A 24,782-nucleotide genomic window follows, 5' to 3' on the forward strand; every position below is an offset into this window, starting at 1 on the left:
GCGGTGGGATCCCGCGGGTCTCGGAGGTGACGCCGGCCGGGTTCAGGAGTCGCGGGATGACGGGCCGGGCAGGTCCTCCTGCGCCGCCGGCCGGAGCCGTCCCCGTCCGGCGAGCAGGAGAAGGAGCCCGACGGAGGGGAAGATGAGGAGCCCCGCGACGATCGCCACGCCGATGGTCACCTTGAGGGTCGCGTCCGGTGAGGCCGCGGCGTCGATCCGCAGGTGGGTGCCGAGGAGGTAGGGGTACTGGGCGACGCCCCAGCCGAGGACGACCAGCGCGACCGCCGCGGTGGTGAGCACGCGCAGCCCCGTCCTGCGGTCGCGGAGCAGCAGGAGCACGGTGGCGATGCCGCAGAGTGCCGCGAGCACGACGAGTGCCAGGGCGCGGTGGCTGAGCTGGTGGAAGAGGCGGGGGGCGTCCTGCCGGAGGACGAAGATGCCCGCGATGCTGACGGCCCCGGTCAGCACCGAGGCGAGCAGGGCACGGTCGCGGAAGTAGCGCTGCAGAGCCGGAGCGCCCTGCTGCCGGGCGGCGGCGTTCAGGTAGACGGCGGCGAGGTAGGCGCAGACCAGAACGGCCAGCACGCCGCCGAGCGCCGACGTGGGGTTCAGCCAGCTGCCGACGGCGTCGCCGTCGCCCCCCGTGGGCACCCGTCCTGAGGCGATCCCACCGGCGATGGAACCGAAGCAGTAGGGCGTCAGCACGGAGGACGCCGCGAACGCCGCGCCGTACACGCGTTGCTCACGGGTGCGCAGCGTGGCCTTGCGGAAGGCGAAGCCGGCGCCGCGCAGGACGATGCCCAGGGCGGCGATGCCCAGGGGCAGGTACAGCGTGGTGGTGATGGCGGTGAACGCGGTGGGGAAGCCCGACCACAGGAACACCAGGCAGTAGATCAGCCACGTGTGGTTGGCCTCCCACACCGGGCCGAGCGAGGTGTCGATCAGATGCCGCGGCCGCCGGCCCCGCTCGGCTCCGCCCGCGGTCAGGTCCCAGAAGCCCGCACCGAAGTCGGCGCCGCCCAGCAGGCTGTAGGCGATGACGCCGATGAACAGGAAGACGGCGACGAGGTTCGCGATCACTTCCCGGCTCCCGCGGGCAGGCCGGCCGCATCGGAGCCGGAGCCGGGTCCGTAGGGGACGGCCACACTGTCGTCGCCCTCGGCCTCCCACCGGCGTTTCATCGACAGGAGCACGGTGACGGCGCCGGCCCCCACGGCCACGTAGATGACGAGGACCGCGGCGAAGAGGAACCACAGGTTGCCCCGGGTGGTCGCCGCGTCCCGGGTCAGGAGGTACCCGACGACCGTCCAGGGCTGGCGGCCGACCTCGGTGACGATCCAGCCGGTCTCCAGGCACGCCAGCGCGGCGAGACCGCTGACCGCGCAACAGCGCAGGAACCAGCGCTGCTGCGCGAGCGGATGCCGGCGCCACCACAGCCAGAGGAACCACACGGCCAGCGCGAGCAGGGCGAAGGACAGCCCCACCATGACGTCGAAGGCGAGGTGGACGGTGCTGACGGCCTCGTCGGACGGGCGTACCCGGTCCGGGATCGTGTCGAGCCCGAGGATGCGGGTGGCGGGCCGGAACCCGGCGAGCAGGGACGCCATGTCGGGCACGGGGATCCCGTACCGGACACGGCCGTCGACGAGGACGCCGCCCAGGGTCTCGGGAACATGGGTGCCGGTGGCCGGCAGCAGTTCGACGGCCGCGAACTTGGCGGGCTCCGACTGGAAGACGTACCGGGCGATGGTGTCCCCCACGACGACCTGGAGGGGCAGCGCCACGGCGGCGGTGACGAAGCCGACGAGGAAGCCGGTGCGGTGGTAGCGGGACGTCCGGCCCCGCAGCATGCCCACCGCGTAGACGCTCGCCACCACGAAGCCCGCGACGATGTAGGCGGCCAGCAGCATGTGCAGGAACTCCCACCAGAAGGCCCCGTTGAAGAAGACCTGGGCGGGCCGTACGGCGACGACCCGGCCGCCGCGCAGCGTGAATCCGCCGGGCTGGTTCATCCAGCTGTTGGCCGCGATCACGGCGGCCGCGCCCCCGATGCTGGACAGCGCCACCGGGACCCCGGTCCAGAAGTGTGCCCACGGCGAGAGCCGGTCCCAGCCGTAGATGTAGATCGACACGAAGATCGCTTCGAGGAAGAAGAACAACCCCTCGATCGCGAAGGGGAAGCCGAAGGCCGCGCCGTACCGGCCCATCAGGCCGGGCCAGAGGATGCCCAGTTCGAAGGAGAGGACGGTGCCGGTGATGGCGCCGACGGCGAACAGCACGGCGGCGACCTTGGACCAGCGCCGCGCCAGCAGCAGGGCATCGGCGTCCCCCCGGCGCAGGCCGCGGTGGTTGGCGACGAGCATCAGCGTGGTGAGCGCGACACCGAAGGGCACCAGGATGATGTGGAACCCCAGAGTGAAGGCCATCTGCTGGCGGGCTGGAAGGAGCTGCGGCGGATCGCCGGCCGCGGCCAGGCAGCGCGCGAGCACGTCCAGCGTGTCCGTCACGGCGCGAGCCGTCCTTCGGCACGCCGACGGCCCGACGCGCCGGGCGTCCTGCGGCCGGGCTCGTTCACGTCTGTAACTGTCATCGCCTCGACCACCGCCGGGTTGCACGAAGTCCGTCGCTCCGGCTTGGTGTACCCGCTTCGCGTGCTGTCGCTCCGTCACCTCGGTGACCGCCACCCCATCGGACGACCCGGCGCCGCATCCGGGCCGGGCCCGCGCACGGCCTGCCGGAGGTCCGGCCCCACCCCTCCACCGACACCCACTTCACGTACGCGAACCAAACCGACCGCACCCCTCACCCGCATCGCCGCGACCGCGCACCTGCCGGACAGCTGTCGATCCACGCCTCAGGTATTGACAGGAGGCTCGCGGCGACACAGCCTTTGGCAACGTTGTCATTGTGCTCGAGGCGGAGTACCCGGAGCCGATTCGGTCCGCTCCGCCGCTTTCTGATGGGACGTCAGAATCATGACCGATCAGCCGGTTCCGTCGCGCAGACCGTCGCGGCGTTCCATAGTCGCCACGGGCTCCACCCTGCTCGCCGGGTTCGGACTCGGCACGGTACTCCCGGTGCCCGCACAGGCCGCCGCCTCCGCCGGCCCGCAGGCCCAGCCCACCGCGCCTCGTGAACTCGCCCTCTACCGGCCCGTCTCGGTCTCCTCGACCGCCTACGCCGCCACTCCGGGGTCCTTCGCCGTCGACGGCCTCACCGCACCCGGTGTGCGGGGCAGCGGCTGGCGGGCCGGGGACGGCGACCCGCAGTGGATCGCAGTGGACCTGCAGGCGGCCTGCGAGGTCACCCGGATCCGCCTGACCTTCGAAGCCGACGCCGCCGACCCGGTGTTCACGCCCCCTGCCACCGGAAACCCCGCCGACGGCACCACCGGCAAGGAGATCCTGTCGAGCTACGCGCTCGACTTCCTGGTCGAGACGTCCCTCGACCAGAAGTCCTGGACGAGCGTCCACCGCACGACCGCCGGCACCGGCGGTGTGGTGGACGTCCAGCTGCCCCGGCCGGTCGCGGCGCGCTGGGTGCGGATGACGTGCCGCAGGCGTTCCAGCCCGCTGCCGCTGGGCCTCAACTCCTTCGAGGTGTACGGCACCCCCGAGGGGCACCGCCCCGCGGCGAGCGGCTGGACCGACTGGGGCACCCGGCACGTCGCGGCGCCCGCGCTGACGGTGGCCGACGACGGCACCGTGCCGGTGGAGTCGGGCTGGCGGCTCACCCTGGACGACTGGGCCGGCGCGGACGGTGCGGGTCTGTCGACGTCCGGCGTCGACACGAGCGGCTGGCTGCCCGCCACCGTCCCCGGTACCGTCCTGGGCTCCCTCGTGGACCAGGGCAGACTGCCCGACCCGGTGTCCGGCCTGAACAACCTGCGCATCCCCGAGGCGCTGTCCCGGCACTCCTGGTGGTACAAGCGGGACTTCGAGCTGCCGCGGGGCCTGCGCACGGGGGCCGGCCGCCGGATCTGGCTGGAGTTCGACGGCGTCAACCACACGGCCGACATCTGGCTGAACGGCGAGCATGTCGGCGGCCTGACCTACCCGTTCGCCCGTTCCTCGCACGACGTGACCCGGCTGCTCGCCACGGACGGCGCGAACGCGCTGGCCGTGCGGATCACGCCGATGCCCGTGCCCGGCAGCCCCGGCGACAAGGGCCCCCTCGGCGAGTCGTGGGTGGACGCGGGCGCCGGGCAGATGAACCTCAACTCCCCCACCTACCTGGCCGCTTCGGGCTGGGACTGGATGCCGGCCGTCCGCGACCGCGCGGCGGGCATCTGGAACCACGTCCGGCTCAGATCCACCGGGCAGGTCGTCATCGGCGACCCTCGTGTGGACACGGACCTGCCGAACCTGCCGGACGTCTCCGTGGCCGAGCTGACCGTCGTCGTCCCCGTCCGCAACGCCGACACCGCGGACCGCACGGCGACGGTGACCGCGGCGTTCGGCGACGTCCGGGTGTCCAGGACGGTCGCCGTGCCCGCCGGTGGCAGCGTGGACGTCGTCTTCGCCCCGGACGCCTTCAAGCAGTTGCGGCTGCACAACCCCCGGCTGTGGTGGCCGAACGGCGTGGGCGAGCCGGACCTGCACGACCTCACGCTCACCGCGTCGGTCGACGGCGCCGAGAGCGACCGGCGCACCACCCGCTTCGGCATCCGCCGGTTCGGCTACGAGTACCGGGTGCCGCTGCCGTTCACCGCGTCCGGCGACGCGTACACCCAGACCGTCACCTTCGACCGGCGGCAGGCCCGGCACGTCCGCGTCAGCTGCCGTACCCGGGCCACCTCCTGGGGCAGTTCGCTGTGGACCCTGGCGGTGCGGGACAGCACCCGGCAGTCCATCGACCTCGCCCTGCACGCGTCCGCCGACGCCTCCAGCACGGACGGCGACGACCACGGCCCGGCCAACGTGACGGACGGCGACCCGGGCACCCGCTGGTCCTCGGCGTACGAGGACGACCAGTGGATCAGCGTCGACCTGGGCTCGGCGCAGTCCTTCGACCAGGTCGACCTCACCTGGGAGCGGGCCTACGCGAGGACCTTCGTGGTGCAGGTCTCCGCCGACGGCACCGAGTGGACCGACGTCCAGGCGGTGGACAACTCGGCCGTGCCGCTGCCGTTCAACGACGGCAACGCCAGCCTCCAGGTCGAGGACTTCGACCGGCAGACCGCCCGCTACGTCCGCATCGACTGCGGCCTGCGCAACACCAGTTGGGGCAACTCCCTGTGGTCGCTCGGCGTCATCGACAGCGGCAGCCCCGGCACCGACCTCGCCCTCAACCGGACGGCGACGGCCTCCACCGAGGAGTCCGACCACCCCGCCTCGAACGCCACCGACGGCGACCAGGGCACCCGCTGGTCCTCGCAGTACGAGGACCACCAGTGGATCCAGGTGGACCTGGGTTCCGCGCAGTCCTTCGACCGGGTGGCGATCGTCTGGGAGACGGCGTACCCGAAGTCGTACGTCATCCAGGTGTCCTCCGACGGCGAGCGGTGGACCGACGTCAAGTCCGTGTCGAACGCCCCCGATCCGCTGCGGATCACGGTCAACGGCGTGCCGGTGCTGGCCCGCGGCGGCAACTGGGGCTGGGACGAGCTGCTGCGCCGGATGCCCCCCGCGCGGATGGACGCGGCGGTGCGGATGCACCGCGACATGAACTTCACGATGATCCGCAACTGGGTCGGCAGCAGCGACCGGGAGGAGTTCTTCGCCGCGTGCGACCGGCACGGCATCCTCGTCTGGAACGACTTCCCGAACGCCTGGGGCATGGACCCGCCGGACCACGACGCCTTCAACTCGGTCGCCCGGGACACGGTGCTGCGGTACCGCATCCATCCCTGTGTCGCGGTCTGGTGCGGGGCGAACGAGGGCAACCCGCCGGCGGCGATCGACCAGGGCATGCGCGAGGCCGTCGAGCAGCAGGTACCGGGGCTGCTGTACCAGAACAACTCGGCGGGCGGCATCGTCACGGGCGGCGGGCCCTACGGGTGGGTGGAGCCGGAGAAGTACTTCGACCCCGCCACCTACGGCAGCAAGGACTTCGGCTTCCACACCGAGATCGGCATGCCGGTCGTCTCCACAGCGGCGAGCCTGCGCAACCTGACGGGCGACGAGCCGGAGTGGCCCATCGGCGGCGCCTGGTACTACCACGACTGGAGCGAGCACGGGAACCAGGCGCCGCAGAACTACAGGGCGGCCGTCGAGACCCGCCTGGGCGCGGCCACCGACCTGGACGACTTCGCCCGCAAGGCGCAGTTCGTCAACTTCGAGAACACCCGCGCGATGTTCGAGGCCTGGAACGCCAACCTCTGGGACAACGCCACCGGTTTGATGCTGTGGATGTCCCACCCGGCCTGGCACAGCACCGTCTGGCAGACCTACGACTACGACTTCGACGTCAACGGCACGTACTACGGCGCCCGTTCGGCCTGCGAGCCGCTGCACGTCCAGGCCGATCCGGTGCAGTGGCGGGTCCTCGCGGTCAACCACACCCGCGCGGACCTGCACGGCGCCACCGTCACCGCCCGGCTGTACGACCTGTCCGGCCGGCAGCTCGGCAGCGGCCGGACCGCACAGGTGGACGTGGCACGGGCCGCCACCGCCGAGGCGTTCACCGCAGGATGGACCGACGACCTGCCCGACCTGCACCTGCTGCGGCTGACCCTGGCGGACGCGGACGGCAGGGAGCTGTCGCGCAACACGTACTGGCGTCACCGCGACCCCGCCGACCTCCAGGCACTCGGCAAGGCCCCGCGGGTGAACGTGTCCGTCTCGGCAGGGCAGCCGTCCCGGTCCGGAGACCGGCGCACGCTGACGGCCACCGTCCGCAACCGCGGCTCGGCCGTCGCCGCCATGGTCCGGCTGTCCCTGGTGGACGAGGCGAACGGTGACCGCGTGCTGCCGACGCTCTACAGCCACAACTACCTGTGGCTGCTGCCCGGAGAAGCACAGACGGTCACCGTGTCCTGGCCGTCGCGGGCCCTGTCCGCGGGCCGCCCGGCGCTGCGGGCGGCGGCGTACAACAGCCGTCCCTAGGCGAGCCCCTCCGCCGCCACCGCGAGGGCCGAGCGCATGGTCGCCGTGAGCTCGGCCTCCGCCGTGGCGGGGTCCGTGGTCTCGTCGGCGACGCGCCAGGCGTAGTGCTCGACGGCCGCGCGCAGGGCCGCGTTGAACATGGCCGCCTGGATGGTGGGCCGCAGGCCGTCGGCGGGCAGCCCGGAGCGTTCGGCGAGGGCGCGGGCGAACGCCGGTTCGGCCTCGTCGTAGGACTGCAGCCACTCCGCGCGCAGGCCCGGCTCGTCGCGGGTCAGCCGGACCAGGGCACCCATGGTGGCGCGGTCCGGACTGCGCACCAGCCGGCTGTCGGTCGGCACGGCGTCCTCGAACGCCTCCTCCAGCGGCTGGCCGGGGCGCCAGGCGCGCAGGCAGTCGGCGACGGCTTCGATGCCGGCCGCGAACAGCGGCCGCACGCAGGCCTCCTTGCTCGGGAAGTAGCGCCACACGGTGCGCGCCGAGACGCCGACCGCCTGCCCGATCTGCTCGCCGGTGGTCGCGGACACCCCCTGCGTGACGAACAGGTCCACCGCGGCGCGGGCGATCTCCAGTCTGGTCTCGGCCTTGCGCTCCTCGGTCAGGGGCGGGCGTCCCGTGCGTCCCCCTGCGGTCATCTGTCCCTCCCGTGCCGGTCTGCCGCTGCACCGAGATTGTCCCCGAGGCGGCGGGGTGACGGAAAATTCAGGCCACGACTTTATGTCACTCGCAGACATTAAGTCGTATGGTGTGTGCCGCACCGGGCGCCGAGCGCCCTTGAACCACCTGATGGGAGCACCACATGGCCAGCGGACTCGACGGGCGCGGCGTCATCGTCACCGGCGCGGGATCGGGGATCGGCCGGGCCGCCGCCCTGGCCTTCGCCAGGGAGGGGGCCCGGGTCCTGGTCGCCGACCTGAACGCCGAGGCCGCGGGCTCGGCGGTGGCGGAGATCGAGGAGGCGGGCGGTACGGCCGTGGCCGTCACCGGTGACCTCGGCGAGCAGTCCGTGGTGGACGAGGTGGTGGCGACCGCGGTGGAGCGGTTCGGCGGGGTGGACGTCCTGGTGAACAACGCCGGGATCATGGACCGGATGTCCGCGCTGGCGGATGTCAGCGACGCGGAGTGGGAGCGGGTGATACGGGTCAACCTCACCGCGCCGTTCCTGCTCACCCGGGCGGTGCTGCCGCACATGCTGGCCGCGGGCCGGGGCGCGATCGTCAACACCGCCTCCGAGGCCGGCCTGCGCGGCAGCGCGGCGGGCGCCGCCTACACGGCCTCGAAGCACGGCGTCGTCGGCCTGACCAAGAACCTGGCGGTGATGTACCGCAACCAGGGCATCAGGGCCAACGCGATCGCTCCCGGCGGCACCAGGACCGGCATCCAGGTCGACCTGGAGGACGGTGCGCACGGGCCGGCCGCGCTCGGACCGTACTTCGGCAACGTGGGCCAGGTCTCCGAGCCCGAGGAGCAGGCGGCGGCGATCGTGTTCCTGGCCTCGGACGCGGCGAGCAACATCAACGGCGCGATCCTGCCGGTGGACAACGGCTGGGCGGCCGTCTGACCCGCACCGCAGGGGCGGCCGGGTCCCCGGGTCAGCCGCCCCCGGTGAACTGTTCCGCCAGCCGCTCCCCCTCCGCCTCCGCCGCCTCGCGGTCCTCGATGGGCCGGATCGCCGAGTCCTTGAAGACGATGTAGGTGACGCCGGACGCCACCCCGCCGACGCGCGGGTCGGGGTTCACGCCGAGCGCCTTCGCGGTGGCGTAGGAGGCCTCGCCGATGATGTCACGCGGTCCGGTGTCGCCGACGACGGCGTACTGGACCCGGCCCTTGTAGATGACCGCGGCGATCGCACCGCCCCGGACACCGGACTTCCGGTGGTTCCAGCGACGGCTGGGGCCGGGTACGACGACGTAGGGCAGTTTCTCGGCGTTGAGCTGACGCCCGTTGGACTGCTGGTAGGCGGTGGCGGCGGTGAACGCCGGGTCGGCGGCGCGGTTGCAGTGGGCGGTGCGCTGGCCGTCGCAGTCGATGTCGAGGTCGGCCTTCCAGAAGACGGCCTGCCGGGTGCCGCACACGGGGACGGTGGCGGCGGTGTTGGCATCGGAGCGGAAGCGGCCCCTGGAGACCTGGGTGCACTCCCGCACCCTGGCCAGCAGGTCGGTGGCGGAGATCCGGTGCCGGACACCGGGGGCCGCGTACGAGGCGGCGGGGGCGGGCAGTGTGGCCGGGGCGAGCAGGGTGGCGCCGGCCGCGGCCAGCGTCAGCGACTGGACACGCACGATGAGGGACCCTTTTCGTGGGGGACATGGAGTCACCCGGAACAAGATGGTGCGGGTCCGGCGGCCGGGCCAGCACATGGAGGCTGTACAGGGCCGTTCGGCGCAACGAAACTGACACTTCGTGAGCGGCCGCCGAGGACCGGGGCGCCGGGCCGGTACCGGCCCGGACCGCCCCGGCCGCCCGTGCCGGCGCGGGATCAGCGACGACAGCGTTCCGCGCCACAGACGCGAACTCCCCTGTTCTCCGGGGAAGTTCGACCGCAGGACCCTCAGCATACGTAACTTTCCCCCGGCGTCTGCAAGACGGCCCTCTTGATGTCCGCACCCAGGGCGGTCATATTGGTCCGGACCATTGCCGTGCTGCCGTCCCCGAGGGAGGCGGAACCGTGCGCCGAGCTGCCGTCGTGGTCTGCGCCCTGCTGTTCGTGACGTCCTGCGGCTGGGGCCGGGCCGCCGACGGCGACAGCGGCCGGCTGCCCGGTGCCCCGACGGGGGTGACCGCGGCCGCCGGGAGCGCCACCAGCGTGCACGTCATGTGGAACGAGCTGCCGGAGGGTTCCGGGATCCGCGCCTACGAGGTGTATCGCGGCACCACGAAGGTCGAGGAAGTGCCCGGCTCCCAGCACATGGTGGACGTCACCAGGCTCAGGCCGTCCACGGCGTACGTGTTCACCGTGCGGGCCCGGGGCGGGGACGGCAGCCTCGGGCCGCGCAGCCGTGCGGTGCGGGCGACCACCCCCGCGATGGTCGCGGCCGACCGCTCCGCGCCGACCCGGCCCCCGCGGCCGGCGGGCCGGGCCGTGGGCAGCCGTGCCGTACAGCTGTCCTGGGGCGCCTCGACGGACGACCGGGCCGTGGTGTCGTACGACATCTGGCAGGGCGGGGCCAAGATCCACAGTGTGGGCGGGAACCAGACCGCGGCCGTGGTCATGGGGCTGCGGCCGGGCACCCGCTACGTCTTCACCGTCCGGGCCCGGGACGCGGCCGACAACCTCTCGCCCGCCAGCACGGCGGTACGCCTCACCACGCCCGGCAGCGGCGACGGCCGCGACACCGCGCCGACCGCGTTCACGGCGCGGACCCACGAGCAGAGCGGGGCCTACTACCTCGATCTGGCGTGGGACCCACCGCAGGTGGACGGTGTGGTCACCGAATACCAGATCCGGCTGGACGCCGGTACGACCACCTCGCTGGTGTGGGGCGGCACTCCGCCGAAGGGACGCTCGACCTACAGCTTCTATGTGGGCCGGGACCACGGGGTCCGGCACCAGGTGCGACTCCGGGCGCGGCTGCCGGACGGCACCTGGGGCGGCTGGTCGGCGGAGCGGACCGGGACGACCGGGGCCTGACGAGAGCCGGGCGCGCGCTTCGGCGTGGGCCGGGCGGAGGAAGACGTCACCTGGCCGGTCGCCCTCCGGGTGCGGGACGTACCGGAGCCCCTTTCGCTGAACCTGAGGCAGCACGGGCGTTTCCCCCACCCTCGGCGGCGCACGGGACGTACCGCCGACCGTGCCGCCGGAGGGCAGACCATGCGCACTACCCGACTCCTCCTCCGCTCCGGCCTGACCCTGGCGGCCGCCGCCGCTCTCCCGACCTGGTTCGCCGGCCCGTCCGCCGCGCTCTCGGGCATCTCGGTGAGCACCATCGGCTCCACGGTGTCGGTGGTCACCAGCGCCTGCACCCAGTCCAACGGCAGCTGGGGCAACGCCTCGCTGCTCAACAGCGGCCAGACCGCCTTCGCCCAGGGACGGCAGGTGGCCCTGGCGGGCACCACGGTGAGCCAGTCCGCCGCCTGGTCGGGGGTGTCGCCGGGCACCTACACGGTGGTCGTCGTCTGCTCCAACGGCGGTACGGCGGGCACCCAGTCGGTGATCGTCTCGTCCGCCCCCGCCGCACCGACGACCTCCTCCACCGCCAACTCGACCGTCAACTCGGCCGCCAAGCCGGCCGTGCCCGCCCCCGCCCGGGGGGTGATGGGCGGCCTGGGCGGCGCCGCCCGCGACTACGGCCCGCTCACGCTGGGCATCGGCGCCGCCCTGGTCGGCTCCGGCGTCATCGCCACCGGCTGGTACCTGCGCAAGCGCTCGAAGCCGTACCGGCTCTAGACGTGCTGCCCCGGGGCGGCCGCGAAGGGGACGGCAGGGCCCCTAGGACCGGGACGGGCCGGGCAGTTCGCCGAACTCCTCCAGGGCATGGCCGAGCCACTGCGTCCAGAACGTCTCCAGGTCGATGCCGGCCCGCAGGACCAGGTGCCGCAGCCGGTCCTCGGGGGCGTCCTTGCCCGGCGGGAAGTCGCGGCGCTGGATCTCCTCGTACTCGGCCAGCTGCCGCCGGTGCAGCTCGAGATGGCGGCGCAGGTCGGCCTCGAGGCCGGCGGTGCCGACGACGGCGGCGGCGCGCAGCCGCAGCAGCAGCACGTCCCGCTGCGGTTTGGGGTCCTGGGAGGCGGCGGTCCAGCGGGCCAGTTCGGCGCGGCCCGCGGGCAGGACCTCGTAGCTCTTCTTCTGCCCACGGGCCGGCTGCTCGGCCGGCAGCGTGCGGATGTAGCCCTCGGCCTCCAGCCGGCCGAGCTCGCGATAGATCTGCTGGTGCGTGGCCGACCAGAAGTAACCGATCGACCTGTCGAACCTGCGGGTCAGCTCAAGCCCCGACGACGGCCGTTCGAGCAGGGCGGTGAGGATCGCGTGCGGGAGTGACATGGGCTCATCCTAGGGACGGGCGCTACAGGGCGGCGGCCAGCTCGGTGCCCTGCTTGATGGCCCGCTTGGCGTCCAGCTCGGCGGCGACGTCGGCACCTCCGATGAGGTGCGCGCTGCGGCCGGCGGCGACCAGCTCCTCGTACAGGCCCCGGCGCGGTTCCTGCCCGGTGCACAGCACGACGGTGTCGACCTCCAGGACGGTGCTCTCGCCGTCGACGGTGACGTGCAGTCCGGCGTCGTCGATCAGGTCGTACTGCACGCCCGGGACCATGGTGACGCCCCGGTGCTTGAGTTCGGTGCGGTGGATCCAGCCGGTGGTCTTGCCGAGTCCGGCGCCGACCTTGCTGGTCTTGCGCTGGAGCAGGTGGACGGTGCGCGGGGGCGCCGGGCGCTCGGGGGCGGCCAGGCCGCCGGGGCCCTGGTACTCCATGTCCACGCCCCAGTGCCTGAAGTACGTCGCCGGGTCCTCGCTCGCCTTGTCGCCGCCGTCGGTGAGGTACTCGGCGACGTCGAAGCCGATGCCGCCCGCGCCGAGGATCGCGACGCGGTCGCCGACGGGGGCGTTGTCGCGCAGCACGTCGAGGTAGCCGAGGACGCGGGGGTGGTCGGCGCCGGGGATGTCGGGGGTGCGCGGGGTGACGCCGGTGGCGACCACGACCTCGTCGTAGCCGGTGACGTCCGCGGACTCGACGGTGGTGTTCAGGCGTACGTCCACGCCGTGCGCGTCGAGCTGGTGGCGGAAGTAGCGCAGGGTCTCGTCGAACTCCTGCTTGCCGGGGACCTTGCGGGCCACGTTCAGCTGGCCGCCGATCTCGGCCGCCGCGTCGAACAGGGTGACCTCGTGGCCGCGTTCGGCGGCGGACACCGCGCAGGCGAGGCCGGCCGGTCCGGCGCCGACGACCGCGACGCGCTTCTTCAGCCGGGTCGGGGCGAGGACCAGTTCGGTCTCGTGACAGGCGCGCGGGTTGACCAGGCAGGAGGTGATCTTCCCGCTGAAGGTGTGGTCGAGGCAGGCCTGGTTGCAGCCGATGCAGGTGTTGATGGCCTCGGGCGTGCCGGCCGCGGCCTTGTTGACGAAGTCGGGGTCGGCGAGCATCGGGCGGGCCATGGAGACCATGTCGGCGAAGCCCTCGGCGAGCAGCTCCTCGGCGACCTCCGGGGTGTTGATGCGGTTGGTGGTGACCAGCGGGACGGACACCGCGCCCATCAGCTTCCTGGTGACCCAGGTGTAGGCGCCGCGCGGGACCGAGGTGGCGATGGTGGGAATGCGGGCCTCGTGCCAGCCGATGCCGGTGTTGATGATGGTCGCCCCGGCCGCCTCGACGGCCTTGGCGAGCGTGACGACCTCGTCCAGCGTCGACCCGCCGGGGACCAGGTCCAGCATGGACAGCCGGTAGACGATGATGAAGTCGTCGCCGACGGCCTCGCGCACCCGGCGGACGATCTCGACGGGGAACCGCATCCGGTTCTCGTAGGAGCCGCCCCAGCGGTCGGTGCGGTGGTTGGTCTGCGCGGCGATGAACTCGTTGATCAGGTAGCCCTCGGAGCCCATGATCTCGACGCCGTCGTAACCGGCCTGCCGGGCCAGGCGGGCGGCGCGGACGTAGTCGCCGACGGTGCGCTCGACGTCGGCGTCGGTCAGCTCGCGGGGCGCGAAGGGGCTGATCGGGGCCTGGAGGGGGCTCGGGGCGACCAGGTCGCGGTGGTAGGCGTACCGGCCGAAGTGCAGGATCTGCATCGCGATCCGGCCGCCCTCGCGGTGTACGGCCTCGGTGACGGCCCGGTGCTGCGCGGCCTCTTCGTCGGTGGTGAGCTTGGCGCCGCCCTCGTACGGCCGGCCCTCGTCGTTGGGCGCGATGCCGCCGGTGACGATGAGGCCGACTCCCCCGCGGGCCCGGGCCGCGTAGAACTCCGCCATCCGCTCGAAGCCGCGCTCGGCCTCCTCCAGGCCCACGTGCATGGAGCCCATGAGCACCCGGTTGGGGAGTGTGGTGAAACCGAGGTCGAGGGGTTTCAGCAGGTTCGGGTAACGGCTCATGGGGGCCTCCGTGCGCGGTGTCGTCACCGTAGTTGTAGAGGACCGCGCACGGATTATGCAACTAGTTGCACAACACCCTCGGGGTTACGTGTCCCAGATCACCGCTCACCGGCTTTCGAGCAGGACGTGCAGTTCCCTCTCCTGGTCCCCGGACGCCGAGGACAGGTTCCGCACGGTGAACAGGGAGTCGAGGGTCCTGTGCAGCCGGCTGATGGCCCAGTAACCGCCCTGTGCGTCGGCCTCGACCGTGGCCGAGAGCCGGGGCGGCGGGGTGCACTCGTGGGTGTCGGTGACCTCGAACGTGCCGAGCCACACCATCGGGCGGGTCTCGTGGAGCTGCTGCGGCACGTCGTCGGCGGCCCGGTCGGACTCGAAGCACTGGCGCAGCGCGTCGAACACGATCCGGGCGTCCTCCTTGTTGCATCCACTGATCTCGAGGGAGACGGGTTCCTCGTGCGTGGGCACACGGTCCATCGTGATCGCTCCTCTCATGGCGATGGCGCGGTGCCACGGCTCCCCGCGCACCGCGCCATGCCAACAGAAAAGCACCGATCTCCGGGCCCTGCACCACCCGCCACCGGCGGCCGCGGGCTCAGCTCCGGGTGAACTTGTAGGTCATGCTGTCCGTGAGGACGCAGAAGCCGGGCGACATCACGACGACGCGCAGGATGCCGGTGCGCCGGTCGTAGTCGATGCCCTCGGCCTCGAAGGTGCCCGAGCAGGAGCTGCGCAGCGGGAGCTGGCGCAGCGCCGTGACGTGTCCGGTGACGTTCGTGGAGCCGGGCTGCGCGGACAGGTCGATCTGCAGCAGCGGCTTGGTGTAGCCGAAGAGGCTGCCGTCCGGGTCGTCCGACGAGCACAGGAGCGTGGTGGCGCTGGAGAAGTCGCAGCCCTGGACGTCGCGCACGGCGTGGTCCAGGTTGACGACGGACGCCAGCGGGAGGTTCGCGGACGGCGAGGTGCTCTTGTTGGCGCCCGGCGTCGGGAAGACAAGGAAGCGGGTCATCGTGCCGTACTCGCCGGAGAGCATGTACTGGCTGTCGGGCGTGATGGCGGACCAGGAGTTGTTGAGGGCCTCGCCGGAGACGAGCGTGTGGACGTACTCCGACCAGGTGCCGTCGGGCGCCTGCACCCGGTACATCTTGTAGGTGCTGGAGTCCGCCTGGTACGGCTCGACGTAGTAGCCGTCGTAGGACTCGTCGGGGTCGCCGACGTGGTTCCAGCCGCGGGAGTAGACGTCGAGCGGGATGGTGCCGGCACCGGTGTACCGGTTGGGGCTGCCGGCCGGGACCTCGACCGAGGTCAGGCCCTGGCTCTCACGGAGCGCATCGGCGTGGTCGGAGCCGGTCTCGGTCCAGGTGTCGGCCGCGGAGGCCGGGGCGGCGGTCGCGAGGACCAGGGTGGTGGCGAGGGCGACCAGGGCGGTCAGGCCTGCGCGACAACGTTGCCGGGTGGACGCGGGCATGGAAGCCTACTCCTCGGTATCGGGGGTGGGACGCGCGTGCGCCGGCCAGTCTGGCGCCGACCTGATGGGCATGTACAGACCAATGACGGGTCGGGAAGGTGAACTCACGCCTCTGCCGTCCCTGTGGTCGTTTCGCGGTACGGATGCCGTCGTGGTGAGAGATGGTGGAAAGGTCGGCGGTGGCATCGGAGAGTCGGGGGTGAGCGCGATAGAACGAGGAGAGTCCGCACGGGGGACGGCGTGCCGTGCGGAAGTCCGAAGGCGGTGCCTGCGATGAGTCCAGCCGAGGCCGCGGTGCCGGGGGGCCGGGAGCCCGTGCGCGGGCCCGTGCGGCCGGGCGGGCTGCTGGACGTCCTGAACGTGGCCTCGGTCGTGCTGGACGCCAAGGGCCGGATCGCGCTGTGGAGCCCGCAGGCCGAGGAGCTGTTCGGCTACTCGGCACAGGAGGCGCTCGGCCAGTACGCGGCCCGGCTGATGGTGCACGAACGCCACATCGAACTGGTCGGCAAGCTGTTCGCGGACGTGATGAGCACCGGGCGGAGCTGGGCCGGCGGCTTCCCGATCCGCCACAAGGACGGCTCCACCCATGTGGTCGAGTTCCGCAACATGCGGCTCATGGACGACAAGGGCGACGTGTTCGCGCTGGGCCTGGCGGCCGACCAGTCGACGGTGCGCCGGCTGGAGCAGGACGTGGCGCTGTCCGAACGGATCGTGCAGCAGTCGCCGATCGGTCTTGCCGTCTTCGACACGGACCTGCGCTTCGTGTCGGTCAACCCGGCGATGGAGCGGATGAACGGGGTCCCGGCCGAGGAGCACGTGGGGCGGACCATCCGCGAGGTACTGCCCTCGCTGGACGCCGACGCGCTGGAGGCTGCCTACCTGCGGGTACTGCGGACCGGTGAGCCGGTCATCGACCAGTCCGCGGTGGGCCGTACGCCGGCCGATCCGGACGTGGAGCACATCTGGTCGGTGTCGGTCTACCGGCTCGACGACGCGCTGGACAACGTGCTGGGCGTGGCCACCTCGGTGGTGGACATCACCGAGCCGTACCGGGCCGGTGTCGAGGCCGAGAACGCGCGCCGCCGGCTGGCCGTGATCGCGGACGCCTCCACCCGTATCGGCACCACCCTGGACCTGGAGCGCACCGCCCGGGAGCTCGCCGACGTCGCCGTGCCGGAGCTGGCCGACGTGGCGGCCGTGCAGCTGCTGGACGCGGTGGTCGAGGGCCGCAGCGGCACCCTCGGCCCGGCCGAGCCCGCCGTGCTGCGGGCCCTCGCCGTGCGCGCGGAGCAGAAGGCGGACGCGGTCCAGGCCGCGGACGCGCCGGGGACGGTCGCCCGGTACGCGCCGGACCGCCTGATCACGGCGTGCGTACGGACCGGGGAGGCCGTCGTCGTCCCGCAGGCCAAGGACGAGGACCTGGCGCGGATCGCCCCCTCCCCCGAGGCCTCGGTGCTGCTGGGCCGGTCCGGAGTGCACTCGTATCTGGCGGTGCCGCTCATCGCGCGCGGCGAGGTTCTGGGCGCGCTCGACCTCAAGCGCACCCGCAATCCGGCGTCCTTCGACGACGACGATCTGCTGCTGGCCCGGGAACTGGCGGCGCGCGCGGCCGTCCAGATCGACAACGCCCGCTGGTACGAGAACGCCCGCACCACCGCGCTGACCCTCCAGCGCAGCCTGCTGCCCGCCCACCCCCGGGTCACCCCCGGCCTGGAGGTCTCCTCCCGCTACCAGCCGGCGGGCGCCACCGTCGAGGTGGGCGGCGACTGGTTCGACGTCATTCCGCTGGACGGCGGGCGAACGGCACTCGTGGTGGGCGACGTGATGGGCAGCGGCATCAACGCTGCCGCGACGATGGGCAGACTGCGCACCGCGACGACCACCCTGGCCGCGCTGGGCCTCGACCCGGCGGTCCTCCTGGAAAACCTGGACAAGACCACGTCTGGCCTCGACCACTCCATCGCGACCTGCGTCTACGCCGTCTACGACCCGCAACTGCGCCGGTGCCGGATCGCCAACGCCGGCCACCTGCCCCCGGCGCGGATCCGGCCCGGCCGTCCGCCGGAGCTCCTCGACCTGCCCACCGGGGTCCCGCTGGGCGTCGGCGGGGTCGCCTTCGCCACCACGTCCGTCGACTTCGAGCCCGGCGACGAGCTGGTGTTCTACACCGACGGCCTGGTGGAGACGCGCAGCCACTCCCTGGACGAACGCCTCGACGAACTGCTGGCCCTGCTCGACGGACCGGCCCGCCCGCTGGAGGAGGTCTGCGACCTGCTGCTGCGGGAGCTGCACCACCCCGACAACCACGACGACGTGGCACTGCTCATCGCGCGGGCCCGGGAACTGCCGTAGCCGGGAGGCTGCCGGGGCGCGGGACGCAGCTCCTGCCCCGATGCGGATTCATCGAATTCACAGGAACTGATTACCGGGTTCTTATCGGCAACCTCCCACAATTCACAGAGAGGCATGCGTCGCGCGATGCCGCGTGCCGCCGTTCGCCGATGGGAGCGAGCCGTGACGCACGAACCGGAGCAGGAAAACCGCCGTGACGTCGACGGAACCGAACCGCCGATCCCGCCGATGCCCGACCGCCCCCCGCAGGGCGCCGCCCCGGAGTGGGGTACCCCGCCGGAAGTCCTGGCGGGACCGGACCGGGAGCCGGGCGCGCCGCTGCGCGACCGGTGGCGCCGCCAGTCCTTCCGCGTGCGCGCGGTGACCGTGGCGCTGGCCGCCGGGGCACTGGCCCTGGGCGGCACGGTGGCGTTCGCCGCAGGCTCCGGCAGCAGCGGCTCCGCCGCGTCCCCGGCCGCCTCCGGTGCCTCGCCGGCGCCCTCCGCGCCGGACGGGCGCGGGCCCGGGCACGGCTGGTTCGGCATGGGCGGCATCGGCGTGCACGGCGAGGCGACCGTCAAGGACCCGGACACCGGCAAGTACGTGGTACGGATCTGGCAGCGGGGCACGGTCGAGAACGTGGACGGCGACCAGGTCACCGTGCAGAGCGACGACGGCACGGCGTGGACATGGACCGTGGGCTCGGACGTCACGGTGCGGGGCGATTCCGACACGCTGAAGAAGCACGCGAAGGCGTTCCTGGTCGGCACCCGCGGCGCCGACGGCAGGCGGACCGCGTCCGCCGCGTTCTCGGGCGACCTCACCGGCATGGGCCCCGGCTCCCGCGTGCACGACCACGGCGGCCCCTGGCACCACCCCGGCGACCGCTCACCATCCCCGAGCCCCTCGGGCAACGGAGCCACCACCTGACCCACCACGGCCGAACAACCCCCAGAGCCGCGACGACCGGGCCACGCCCCCTGAACCGCTACGGCGGGGCACACCCCCTGGCCGCTGCCATCGGACCGCGCCCCCCTGAGCCGCTACGGCGGGGCCGCGCCCCCTGCCGGCTGCCGTCGGACCGCGCCCCCTTGGGCCGCTACGGCTGGGAAGCGCCCCAAAGGGGCGCGGGGAACTGCGCGACCAGCCACGACGGCGCCGCAGACGACGGACGGCGCACGCCAGACGGCAGACGGCAGACGGCAGACGGCAGATCAAGGCCCTTCGAGCAGATCGCGGCCCAGCGCAGCGTCTAGTCGGCGCGCACCCCGATCACGACGTTCGCGTACAGCTCCTCCGAGACCGCGAGCCGGGTGGTCAGCCCGGCGCGCCGGAACGTTCGCACGGCGTCCTCGGCCTGGTGCTCGCTCGTCTCGACCAGGACGCAGCCGCCCGGCGCGAGCCACTCGCGGGCTCCCGCGGCGACCCTGCGCAGCACGTCGAGTCCGTCGCCACCACCGTCGAGGGCGACCAGCGGCTCGTGCTCGCGGGCCTCGGCGGGCAGCAGTCCCACCTCGCCGCTGGGGACGTAGGGCACGTTGGCCGCGAGGATGCCGGTCCGGCCGCGCAGCGCGGCGGGCAGGGCGTCGAACAGGTCGCCGGTGTGGGCGTGGCCGCCGTAGGCGGCGATGTTGCGGCGGGCGCAGGCGACGGCGGCCGGGTCGATGTCGGCGGCGTACAGCTCGGCGTCCCCGAGGGCGGCGGCGAGGGCCGCGCCGACCGCGCCGGAGCCGCAGCACAGGTCGACGACGACGGCCGCCCCGGGCGCCTGGGCGAGGGCCTGGTCGACCAGGAACTCGGTACGGCGGCGGGGTACGAACACGCCTGGTTCCACCAGGATGCGCAGCCCGTGGAACTCCGCCCAGCCGAGGACGTGTTCGAGGGGCTGTCCGGCGGCGCGCCGGGCCACCATGGCGGCCAGTTCGTCCGGGGTGCCGGCGGTCGTGAGGATCAGCTCCGCCTCGTCCTCGGCGAAGACGCAGCCGGCTGCGCGCAGCGCGGAGACGACGGCGGTGGTGGTGTCGGAATCGGAGAGTGAGGTCATCACGGGCGAGCCTATCCGGGCGCCGGCCCACCGGTCAGACGCCGACCGTCTCCTCCGCCTCCTCTTCGGCCTCCGTCTCGGCCTCGGCCCCCGTGTCGGCCTCCGCCGCCTCGACGGCCCGTCCGGCAGGGACCTGCGGTACGACCGCGGGGGCGGCCGCCGCCTTGGTCCGCTCGTAGGCCGCCGCGATCACCGTGACCGCGAGGCCGGCCAGCAGCCAGACCGCGAGGGTCCAGACGTTGCGGCCGAGGCCGTCGCTGCCGAAGTAGAGCAGGCTGCGCACGCCCTCGACGAAACCGGCGCCGTTCCAGAAGGCGTGCAGGGTGCCGAAGAAGCCGTTCTGCAGTTCGGGGCGGAACAACCCGCCGGAGCTGGTGAAGTTGAGCATCACGAACAGCACCATCATGGTCAGCGTGGTCCACCGCTTGAGGAAGGTGTGCAGGCCGACGCCGATGAGCAGGATGCCCGCGGAGTAGAGCCAGGCCATGCCCCAGACGCCCGCCAGGTCGTGCTGGGCGAGGTGGAACACCGGTCCGGCGAGGAACGCGCCGATGCCGCTGACGACGGCCGAGACGCCGAGCGCGAGCAGGGCGCGTATCCGCATGGGGAGCGCGGCTCCGGCCGCGCCGAGGGCTGCGACGGAGGCGTAGGAGCCGATGCTCACGGCGATGAGCAGGAAGAAGAGGCCCTGTCCCGTGGGGTCGTCGGCGACCGGCTTGGCGACGTCGGTGACCTTGAGGACGGCGCCCTCCTTGCCGGCGACCGGAGTGAAGACCTGCTCGACGGCCGTGGCGCCCGTGTCGGAGGCGGCGGTCGCCACGATCAGCTCCGGGGCCTTGGCACTCGGCACGTAGGCGCCGGTCACGGTACGGGACCTGAGCAGGTCGACGGCCGCGGCACGGGTGGGAACGGTTCGGACGTCGAGCTTGTCACCGGCGGCGTCCTTGATGGTCTGCGCCAACACCTTCGCCTGCGGTCCGGCACCGACCACGGCCACCGGCATGTGGTTCGGCTCCGGGTGGACGAACGCGCCCATATAGGCGAGCCCCATGCCCAGGCACATCAGCAGCGGGGTGATCAGGTGCGTGAGTACATGGCGCAGCGCCGGCGACCTCATCGCGTACGACCTCCAGAACCTTCCGGCCAAACTGGTTGGCTTATACAGCTCACTGTCAAGTTGTACTATACAACTAGACCGTCGGAGGAGGTATTCCCGTGACAACGGCGGAGACGGCAGTGGAGACCATCCAGCGAGAGATGACGGCGTTCGCGCGCCGGGCCCGGGCCTCGGCCGGGCGCATGCACCCCGAGCTGTCGCTGGTGTCGTACACGCTGCTCGGACACCTGGAGGAGCGCGGCGGCTGCCGGGCGACCGACCTGGCCACGCACTACGCGCTGGACAAGTCGACGGTCAGCCGGCAGGTGGCGGCACTGGAACGGGCGGGGCTGATCGAGCGGCGCCTGGACCCGGAGGACCACCGGGTCCAGGTGCTGCATCTGACGGATGCGGGCGAGGAGATCCTGGCCCAGGTCACGCACAGCCGCCGGGCCGCCTTCCGGGAGCGGCTGGCGGACTGGCCGGAGGCGGACCTGGTCAGGTTCGCCGGATACCTGGAGCGCTACAACGCCGGTACCCCGGCCGGTTCCGCCGACGGCTGACCGAGCGGCTCCGGCACCCTGGCCGCGACGAAGGCGGTACGGCGGCGCAGGCGGAAGCCGAGCGACTCGTACAGCCGGATCGCGGTGGTGTTCTGGGCTCCGGTGTGCAGGAAGGGTGTCTCGCCGCGTTCCCGGATGCCGTGCGCGACGGCGCGGATCAGCCGGGTCGCGAGGCCCTCGCCGCGGTGTGCCGGGTCGGTGCAGACCGCGCTGATCTCGGTCCAGCCCGGCGGGTGCAGCCGCTCCCCCGCCATCGCGATCAGCCTGCCGTCGCGGCGGATGCCCAGGTAGGTGCCCAGTTCGATGGTGCGGGGCAGGAACGGGCCGGGGCGGGTGCGCTCGATCAGGTCGAGGATCTCGGGTACGTCGGCCGGCCCGAGCCGGACCGCGGCCGGCTCCGGGACGGCGGCCATGCCCTCGTCCACCAGCTGGACGCCCGCGATGTTCATCGTGAGCTCCCAGCCCTCGGGGAGTGCGCCGCGGTAGCCGGGCAGCGGGACCTCCGCGCCGGGGCCGGCCAGGGCGGCGAGGTCCGCCCAGTCGTCGGCGTCGGGATCGTCGGGCAGCGCCAGCCACGGGGAGACGTCGACCGGATAGCGCAGGATCCGCCCGCGCCGCTCGGCGAAGCGGGCGTGCGGGCCCGTGAGCGAGGCGCGGGCCGGGTTGTCCAGGACGTGCGGAGCGTCCTCGCGGGCCTGCGGGACGCTCATACGCCGACCTCGATCACGATCTTGCCGAGGGCGTGCCCCTCCTCGACGGCGCGCAGCGCCTCGTCGGCCCGGTCCAGCGGGAAGGTCCGCGAGACGTGCGGGTCGAGTTCACCGGCCACGACGAGCTCGGCCACCTCGTCCAGGACGGCGGCGGTCCGGGCGCGTGCCACCCGGGAACCGCCCAGTGCGGCCACGGTCTCGGGCGCGGCGCCCGCGGTGATCAGCTTGGTGCGGTCGGCGAGCAGACCGGCCGCCTCGGCGAGCACCTCCCCGCCGACCAGGTCGTAGACGCCGTCCACGCCGTCGGGTGCGACGGCCCGCACCCGGTCGGCCAGGTCGGGGCCGGAGGCCACGTGCACGGCGCCCAGCGACTCGACGAGATCCTTCTTGGCCTCGCTCGCCACACCGACCACCCGCAGGCCCCAGGCGTGCGCGATCTGCAGGACGGCCGCGCCGACCCCGCCGCCCGCGCCGGTGACCAGCAGGGTCGCGCCCTCGGGCAGGTCGAGCTGGCGCACGCCGTCGTAGGCGGTGGCCGCGGCGACCGGCAGGGTCGCGGCGTCGGCGAAGGACAGCGCGGCGGGCTTGTGCGCCGTCACGGACGCCGTCAGCAGGGCGTACTCGGCGAACGCGCCGCCGGACGTGTTGCCGAAGACCGCGTCGCCGGCCGCGAAGCCGGTGACGCCCTCACCGGTCTCCACGACCACACCGGCTGCCTCGCTGCCGAGGACGACCGGGAAGCGCGGCTCCCCCTCGCCGGGGCGGCGGAAACCGCCCCGCAGCTTCCAGTCGACGGGGTTGACCCCCGCCGCACGGACCGCGATCAGCAGTTCGCCGGGGCCGGGAACGGGCCGGTCCAGCTCGGCGAATGCCTCGGCCTCGGGCCCGCCGTGCCTGGTGTAGACGTACGCCTTGGGCATCCTGTTTCCTCGCTCTCTGGTGCTGTCGCCGGTGTCCCCGGCAGCGGCACTCAGCGGCAAGGATCAGCGCACGACGGCTATTCCCGCATCCGCGGATCGTTCATACGGCCGCAATGATCGGCGGCCTGACCTGGGCGGGAGCACCCGGCCGGACACCGTACGGTTGAAGCATGAACGTCACCCGAGGCTTCGCAGGCCGCCCCCGAGTCCACAACGCCGGACTGCCGCCCGGCCAGTACGACACGGGCGACGACTGGCCCGTGCTGTCCGCCGAGGTGACGCCGGAACTGGCGCCTGGCGACTGGTCGTTGCGGATCGACGGTCTGGTGGCCGAGCCCCGTACCTGGGACTGGGACGCGGCGCACGCGCTGCCCGCGTCGGCCTACGAGGGTGACATCCACTGCGTGACGAGCTGGTCGAAGTTCGGGGTGCGGTTCGGCGGCGTCTCGCTGGACGCGTTCTTCGATGTGGTGCGCCCCCATGGGTCCGCCACACATGCCGTCGCCTACTCGCACACGGGTTACACCGCCAACCTGCCGCTCGCGGACCTCACCGGCGGGCGGGCCTGGATCGCCTTCGAGTACGAGGGCGAGCCGCTGCCCGCCGAGCACGGCGGCCCGGCACGGCTGCTGGTGCCCCACCTGTACTTCTGGAAGAGCGCCAAGTGGATCGCCGGCCTCACCCTCCTCGACCACGACGAACCCGGTTTCTGGGAGCGCAACGGCTACCACGCGCGGGGCAACCCGTGGCAGGAGCAGAGGTACGCCGGTGACTGAGACGAGGACCACCAGGGCCGCCTTCGCTCCCCCGACGCGCTTCGCGGTCCCCGGCCGCATCGAGGTCGGCGGGCAGGCCGCCGCGGAGTGGCAGCCGGCCACCCTCACCGGGATACGGCGCGAGACCCCGCACGCGGCGACCTTCCGGTTCGCGGTGCCGGCCTGGGCGGGGCATCTGCCGGGGCAGCACCTGATGCTGCGGCTGACCGCCGCCGACGGCTACACGGCCCAGCGTCACTACTCCCTCGCCTCGGCGCCGGACGGCTCCGGGCACATCGAGCTGACCCTGGACCACGTCCCGGGCGGCGAGGTCTCCGGCTGGTTCCACACGGTGGCCAGGCCCGGCGACACCGTCGAGGTGCGCGGCCCGCTGAGCGGCTTCTTCGCCTGGCCAGGCGACCGGCCCGCGCTGCTGTTCGGCGCCGGTTCCGGGGTCGTACCGCTGATGTCGATGGTCCGGCACCACCGGAACCGGGCCCTGGACGTGCCGCTGCGCATGGTGGTGTCGGCACGCTCCCCCGAGGAGCTGATCTACGCGCGGGAGCTCGGCGCGGAGACCACGACCGTGTTCACCCGCGCCGCACCCCGGGGTGTGCCGGTGGGACGTGTGTCCGCCGCCCATGTGGCCCCGCTCCTGGCCGAGCAGCCCGAGGGCGGGTGGGAGGCCTATGTGTGCGGCTCCAACGGGTTCGCCGAGGATGCCTCACGACTGCTCGTGGCCGCCGGGCAGCCGGTGGACCGGATCCGCATCGAGCGCTTCGGCTGAGCGGCGGCGTGCCGGGGCGCCGGCACGGGTGGGCGGCGCGCGCCGGAACCCG

General features: G+C 72.9%; 21 protein-coding genes. 9 read left to right on the forward strand and 12 right to left on the reverse strand.

The window, feature by feature from the left end:
• Window positions 1-42: 42 nt before the first annotated feature.
• Window positions 43-1,077, reverse strand: coding sequence for a cytochrome d ubiquinol oxidase subunit II (locus ACZ63F_RS24090; RefSeq protein ID WP_469713968.1), 1,035 nt, complete (start codon window positions 1,075-1,077; stop codon window positions 43-45).
• Window positions 1,077-2,507, reverse strand: a complete 1,431-nt coding sequence (locus ACZ63F_RS24095) for a cytochrome ubiquinol oxidase subunit I (RefSeq protein ID WP_469713612.1) — start codon at window positions 2,505-2,507, stop codon at window positions 1,077-1,079. Before ACZ63F_RS24095 ends, ACZ63F_RS24090 begins: the two co-directional genes overlap by 1 nt.
• Window positions 2,508-2,975: 468 nt before the next feature.
• On the opposite strand from ACZ63F_RS24095, the gene ACZ63F_RS24100 reads away from it, so the two are divergent.
• The gene (locus ACZ63F_RS24100) at window positions 2,976-7,046 is read left to right on the forward strand and encodes a discoidin domain-containing protein (RefSeq protein WP_469713613.1); all 4,071 of its coding nucleotides are present in this window, start codon (window positions 2,976-2,978) and stop codon (window positions 7,044-7,046) included.
• Here ACZ63F_RS24100 and ACZ63F_RS24105 read toward each other — a convergent pair.
• Window positions 7,043-7,678, reverse strand: coding sequence for a TetR/AcrR family transcriptional regulator (locus ACZ63F_RS24105; RefSeq protein ID WP_352367308.1), 636 nt, complete (start codon window positions 7,676-7,678; stop codon window positions 7,043-7,045). The genes ACZ63F_RS24100 and ACZ63F_RS24105 overlap by 4 nt on opposite strands.
• Window positions 7,679-7,842: 164 nt before the next feature.
• Here ACZ63F_RS24105 and ACZ63F_RS24110 point away from each other — a divergent pair, with 164 nt between their 5' ends.
• Entirely contained in the window at window positions 7,843-8,604 is a 762-nt protein-coding gene (locus ACZ63F_RS24110) for an SDR family NAD(P)-dependent oxidoreductase (RefSeq protein ID WP_469713614.1), read from the forward strand.
• 31 nt (window positions 8,605-8,635) lie between these two features.
• Here ACZ63F_RS24110 and ACZ63F_RS24115 read toward each other — a convergent pair whose 3' ends face one another.
• Window positions 8,636-9,322: a glycoside hydrolase family 75 protein gene (locus ACZ63F_RS24115; RefSeq protein WP_469713616.1), complete on the reverse strand. Its 687-nt coding sequence runs from the start codon at window positions 9,320-9,322 to the stop codon at window positions 8,636-8,638.
• Between the two features lie 386 nt (window positions 9,323-9,708).
• Between ACZ63F_RS24115 and ACZ63F_RS24120 the strand changes: the two genes are divergently transcribed.
• Together ACZ63F_RS24120 and ACZ63F_RS24125 are read left to right on the forward strand one after the other, a co-directional pair.
• Window positions 9,709-10,671 (forward strand): fibronectin type III domain-containing protein, encoded by a 963-nt coding sequence (locus ACZ63F_RS24120; protein ID WP_469713618.1) that lies wholly within the window; start codon window positions 9,709-9,711, stop codon window positions 10,669-10,671.
• 180 nt (window positions 10,672-10,851) lie between these two features.
• Window positions 10,852-11,427, forward strand: a complete 576-nt coding sequence (locus ACZ63F_RS24125; protein ID WP_469713620.1) for a hypothetical protein — start codon at window positions 10,852-10,854, stop codon at window positions 11,425-11,427.
• A gap of 42 nt (window positions 11,428-11,469) precedes the next feature.
• On the opposite strand, the gene ACZ63F_RS24130 is transcribed toward ACZ63F_RS24125, so the two are convergent.
• The 4 genes from ACZ63F_RS24130 to ACZ63F_RS24145 all read right to left on the reverse strand — a co-directional run bounded on the left by ACZ63F_RS24130 (window position 11,470) and on the right by ACZ63F_RS24145 (window position 15,524).
• Window positions 11,470-12,021 carry a PadR family transcriptional regulator gene (locus ACZ63F_RS24130; protein ID WP_351956358.1) on the reverse strand — a complete coding sequence of 184 codons (552 nt, stop codon included), beginning with the start codon at window positions 12,019-12,021 and terminating at the stop codon, window positions 11,470-11,472.
• 22 nt (window positions 12,022-12,043) lie between these two features.
• Entirely contained in the window at window positions 12,044-14,059 is a 2,016-nt protein-coding gene (locus ACZ63F_RS24135; protein WP_469713622.1) for an NADPH-dependent 2,4-dienoyl-CoA reductase, read from the reverse strand.
• 105 nt (window positions 14,060-14,164) lie between these two features.
• Complete coding sequence (locus tag ACZ63F_RS24140; protein WP_469713623.1) at window positions 14,165-14,533, reverse strand: hypothetical protein; 369 nt, start codon at window positions 14,531-14,533, stop codon at window positions 14,165-14,167.
• 118 nt (window positions 14,534-14,651) lie between these two features.
• On the reverse strand, window positions 14,652-15,524 hold the full coding sequence (locus ACZ63F_RS24145; protein WP_469713624.1) for a hypothetical protein: 873 nt from the start codon (window positions 15,522-15,524) through the stop codon (window positions 14,652-14,654).
• A gap of 273 nt (window positions 15,525-15,797) precedes the next feature.
• Here ACZ63F_RS24145 and ACZ63F_RS24150 point away from each other — a divergent pair, with 273 nt between their 5' ends.
• Together ACZ63F_RS24150 and ACZ63F_RS24155 are read left to right on the forward strand one after the other, a co-directional pair.
• Complete coding sequence (locus ACZ63F_RS24150) at window positions 15,798-17,876, forward strand: SpoIIE family protein phosphatase (RefSeq protein WP_469713625.1); 2,079 nt, start codon at window positions 15,798-15,800, stop codon at window positions 17,874-17,876.
• A gap of 162 nt (window positions 17,877-18,038) precedes the next feature.
• Window positions 18,039-18,785, forward strand: a complete 747-nt coding sequence (locus ACZ63F_RS24155) for a hypothetical protein (protein WP_469713626.1) — start codon at window positions 18,039-18,041, stop codon at window positions 18,783-18,785.
• A gap of 322 nt (window positions 18,786-19,107) precedes the next feature.
• Here ACZ63F_RS24155 and ACZ63F_RS24160 read toward each other — a convergent pair whose 3' ends face one another.
• Both ACZ63F_RS24160 and ACZ63F_RS24165 read right to left on the reverse strand, forming a co-directional pair.
• Window positions 19,108-19,899 (reverse strand): putative protein N(5)-glutamine methyltransferase, encoded by a 792-nt coding sequence (locus ACZ63F_RS24160; RefSeq protein WP_469713627.1) that lies wholly within the window; start codon window positions 19,897-19,899, stop codon window positions 19,108-19,110.
• 34 nt (window positions 19,900-19,933) lie between these two features.
• Window positions 19,934-21,016, reverse strand: a complete 1,083-nt coding sequence (locus ACZ63F_RS24165; RefSeq protein ID WP_469713629.1) for an ABC-2 transporter permease — start codon at window positions 21,014-21,016, stop codon at window positions 19,934-19,936.
• Between the two features lie 140 nt (window positions 21,017-21,156).
• Between ACZ63F_RS24165 and ACZ63F_RS24170 the strand changes: the two genes are divergently transcribed.
• Window positions 21,157-21,558, forward strand: a complete 402-nt coding sequence (locus ACZ63F_RS24170; RefSeq protein WP_469713970.1) for a MarR family winged helix-turn-helix transcriptional regulator — start codon at window positions 21,157-21,159, stop codon at window positions 21,556-21,558.
• Here the strand turns inward: ACZ63F_RS24170 and ACZ63F_RS24175 are convergent.
• Window positions 21,519-22,268: a GNAT family N-acetyltransferase gene (locus ACZ63F_RS24175; RefSeq protein ID WP_469713630.1), complete on the reverse strand. Its 750-nt coding sequence runs from the start codon at window positions 22,266-22,268 to the stop codon at window positions 21,519-21,521. The genes ACZ63F_RS24170 and ACZ63F_RS24175 overlap by 40 nt on opposite strands.
• Window positions 22,265-23,188 (reverse strand): NADP-dependent oxidoreductase, encoded by a 924-nt coding sequence (locus ACZ63F_RS24180; RefSeq protein WP_469713632.1) that lies wholly within the window; start codon window positions 23,186-23,188, stop codon window positions 22,265-22,267. The genes ACZ63F_RS24175 and ACZ63F_RS24180 overlap by 4 nt, the downstream gene beginning before the upstream one ends.
• Window positions 23,189-23,358: 170 nt before the next feature.
• On the opposite strand from ACZ63F_RS24180, the gene ACZ63F_RS24185 reads away from it, so the two are divergent.
• On the forward strand, window positions 23,359-23,964 hold the full coding sequence (locus ACZ63F_RS24185) for a sulfite oxidase-like oxidoreductase (RefSeq protein ID WP_469713633.1): 606 nt from the start codon (window positions 23,359-23,361) through the stop codon (window positions 23,962-23,964).
• Window positions 23,957-24,730, forward strand: a complete 774-nt coding sequence (locus ACZ63F_RS24190; RefSeq protein ID WP_469713635.1) for a ferredoxin reductase — start codon at window positions 23,957-23,959, stop codon at window positions 24,728-24,730. Before ACZ63F_RS24185 ends, ACZ63F_RS24190 begins: the two co-directional genes overlap by 8 nt.
• The last annotated feature ends 52 nt before the right edge of the window (window positions 24,731-24,782 follow it).

The organism is Streptomyces sp. NPDC104761, from assembly GCF_055583445.1.